2 protein-coding genes are annotated in these 3,661 nt (G+C 45.9%); one reads left to right on the forward strand and one right to left on the reverse strand.

Annotated features, from left to right (window positions below):
* Window positions 1-93: 93 nt before the first annotated feature.
* On the reverse strand, window positions 94-864 hold the full coding sequence (locus tag AACZ40_RS28555; protein ID WP_339677010.1) for an EAL domain-containing protein: 771 nt from the start codon (window positions 862-864) through the stop codon (window positions 94-96).
* A 2,167-nt stretch (window positions 865-3,031) separates the two neighbouring features.
* Between AACZ40_RS28555 and AACZ40_RS28560 the strand changes: the two genes are divergently transcribed.
* Window positions 3,032-3,661 (forward strand): hypothetical protein (locus AACZ40_RS28560; RefSeq protein ID WP_339677011.1); only part of this gene is annotated, 630 nt, incomplete at its 3' end.

Below are 3,661 nucleotides of genomic sequence, written 5' to 3' on the forward strand. Positions count from 1 at the left end.
TCATGACTTATTAATTTCGAAAATAGCAATCAAAGGGAGCTTTTCTACAGAGCAGTCCTGACCCCTTAATTCCTCTGTCTAGTCTTATTGTCTTTACGATATTTGATTAAAATTAACTTGAGGTAGTTTCTCAAATACGGGCTTAGCGAAGAGATAGCCTTGCATTAATGCTACGCCAGAATCTCGCAACCATGCCATTTCTTCTTTTGTCTCGATGCCTTCTGCTAATGGAGTGATATTTAGATCATTGAATAAATTTAGACAATTTTTAATTATTAATTGTCGAGATGTATCTCGATCGATTTTACGAATCAGTTCCATATCAAACTTTATTATGTTCGTCTGAAAATCAGCCAACAATCCCAAACCAGAATAGCCTGAGCCAAAATCGTCAATTGCGGTTTTGAAACCCATCGACTTGTAATATTCAACTATTTCTTTAATAAAATCTGTATTCTCAATCTTCTCAACTTCAGTAAATTCAAACATGATTTGTTCTGTTGGGAAATCATAAGTTTTAGCGGCTTCTAAAGTAGTACGAATACATCTCTCTGGTTTATAAATAGCTTTTGGAAGGAAGTTAATGCTGAGTATCGATTCCAGTTTTAGTTTGGATGCCAGAGCTATCGCTTTAACCCGACAAAGTTGGTCAAACAGATAACGATTGTCATTGTTGACTTTAGATATTACGGAAAAGGCCGATTGATTTTCGGTTCCTCTTACCAGTGCTTCATATCCAAATATTTGATTTGTTTGAACATTAACAATGGGCTGAAAAGCCATACTAAAATCAAAGTCAAGACTGCTTTTGTCAATACAATTATCACAAGAAAATCGATCGTAAATGATTGGGGGTTCATCCATTTTCAACTACCACTAATAATATATCAGATATCAGACCGCCGATGTGCGGTAAACTTTTACTGCATTATTGCTATCGAGTATAGATAAATTAGATTGAATGCGAAAGAATGCATAAAAGTAGTTTCATGTCTTCTTAAGCAAAGTGAACACGCACGAGAGCTGTGCGAATCCTTAAGCAAATGACAGTATCGTACTACCAGGCGACGAAAGTTGAACAACCAGCTGATAGTCAGTTCGACTTTCCAGAGGAGTTGATATCACAGTTATGCACACTCATCCTGCATCGCTGTCTGCTGAACGATCATTAATCAGGTGGTAAGGGGCGTCGGCAAAAACGCTGCCCCCTTTACTCTCCCCGGGCATGCTTTCCGGTCTGTGATGGAGCTGGCAATCGTAAACGTTTTACGCGATACTCTTTTCATCCTTCAGTTTTAACGGTTCTACTGCGACTTTCTGCTCGCTGCGCTCGGCCCGGATTGCATTCGAGCTGACCCATTTTTGCTTATGGCTGGTTTCAGGCTTTCCGTGGTTGATATTTCTGATGGGGATGTTTCATCTGTTCCCATTGTGACGTGAAACAGGTCGATACTCGCCAGGCGGGCGGACACATAGGTCCGCACTCTACGACTACCGGTTGGCTTTGTTGTTCTGGATTGTGTGATTGCCCTGACAGTTTCCTGATGTCTGCGACAATCTCGGATTGCATTCGAGGCTACCCCTGCTTTCTCGATAATTAGCCGCGGTTTTTTGCGAACCGGAAAAAACGAGGCTGATCTGGGGTGGGCGATTAAAAAGGTGTCAGGAACCTTAAATATAAGGTTCCTGACACCTTTTTAATCATCTGGGGTGATCTATGATAAATATCGAGCACGCCTTTTTGATCCTGCTTTTGATCTTTCAGTGGTGCGGGATTTTCATCTGCGGAGAGTGGGGAGTTTCTTTTATAATGCTTTGTGAAACGTGTATAGGGACGTTAATACCAGCACTGTCGGGCAAGCCGAACTGTGGCACGCGCCCGTCTGATTTTATAGGACATTTGTAGGAGACATTGCAAATAATAACTAGGTTTCCGGGTGCCATGGCCGGCTTGTCCGGCCATGGCGAGTGGGTGTAGAAAGCCTGTTCCGGACAGAACGCGTTAGCTGCGCTCGGCCCGAATTTTATTCGGGCCCACCCTGTTATTCTGAGTGGGGCTGGTTGTTCGCGCACTGTCGGGCAAGCCGACCGTGGCACGCACTCGGGGGAGAGGACATTGAAATATTGTTGTTTTTGCTGGGTTCATTCTGGTGTTCGATCTGTGGAACTGGGGTTCGTTTTCTGTGGTCTGTGGTTTCGTTGCATGTGGGGTTATTCATGGTGGATTATTTTGGGGAAAGTCATGGGGGCGTCAAGGGGGATGAATAATATCATGTGGCGATACGGGTTGATAAAGGACCGATGCCGGGGTGAGCAGTGGCGGTGCCGGGGCGAAGGGCTGCGATGTGCGGCGACCCGCAGGCTGACATTACGAACCGGTGTTGTTGTGATAAGTGCAAATGTGGAAAAAACGGGCTCATTTATACTGAAGATCAGGAACAGGTGGCTTGTGTTTCAGTGCTCTGTAAACTGGGCACGCGCGCGACCCAAAACAGCGCTTATCGCTGTTGGCGCGGCGGCGTCAAGGGGAATTTATTCAGCAGGAGTGATCAAATGAGACGAGTAGACAATGTTCCGTTTGGTTGTCGTGTCTTCCTGGTCATCAGGGCCATGTATCATCGTTTGAGGACTGCGATGGTTCAATGTGGTGCGATCTGGAAAATTCTGGACTGCGGGGCGCACAGGGCTGGTCAGTTGGCGTCACGTTTGATGATTGAGGGTGACCGGACTGCCGTTCGCGAGGGGGAGCCGGACTGTGTGTTTCGAGATGATTATGAAAGTGATCGACTGAGCGGACTGGTTCACATATCTGGTGTGACCTCTCAAGTCGGAGAAGATTTATTTACGAGACATGCAAGGCAAACTTTAATTTTTTACTTCTGATCTGTTGAACTCTTAGTGAATCTGTGAAGCAGCCCTTGCGGACCGGATGCCTTCGCGTTCACAATAGGCGAATTCAATTCAGCCTGACTTCAGGTAATTTACAGCATTTTCAGGGCCTGTCAGTAACGATCATGGAAGAAGATGATCGATGGCGATTTCGTTTAAGGCTCTGTCAGTCATCAAGGTGGATGTTTCGATGTGGTCTTCGCGTCTGTTCTGGAAGCTGTTCCTGGTCTATGCCGGTTTGAATATCGCGTCTGCGATTGTTTTTGTCTTGATCGTTTCCGGTCGGCAGCAGACCCAGGTCGAAGAGCAGGTACAGCAGCGACTGCATGATTCTGCAGTGATCATGCGCAGCAGTCTCGAAGGGGTATTTCAGGAAGGGATTTCCGAACCTATCCAGAAAAAAGTCAGGCAGCTGGGAGAGGAAACGGGGACGCGTTTGACCCTGATTGATATGAACGGGATTGTGCTGGCAGATTCCGATCAGGAGTCTTTGGCACAGGTTCGCGACATGGAGAATCATAAGAACCGTGTGGAGGTCATTCAGGCGCTTTCCAATGGTTTCGGGAATTCCAAACGCATCAGTCCCACCCTGAGTGAGCCGATGTTGTACTATGCTCTTTTGTATGAAAAGGATGGCGAACCCCGTGGAATCGTGCGGGTTGCCATTACGATGGCGAAAATTCAGAAAGAGATATCGTCGATCGAAAAATTGATCTGGAGTATTGCTTTACTGGTGAGTTTTACCGTGATGCTGCTGACATACTGGGTTGTG

Source organism: uncultured Gimesia sp. (assembly GCF_963972345.1).
Taxonomy (GTDB): domain Bacteria; phylum Planctomycetota; class Planctomycetia; order Planctomycetales; family Planctomycetaceae; genus Gimesia.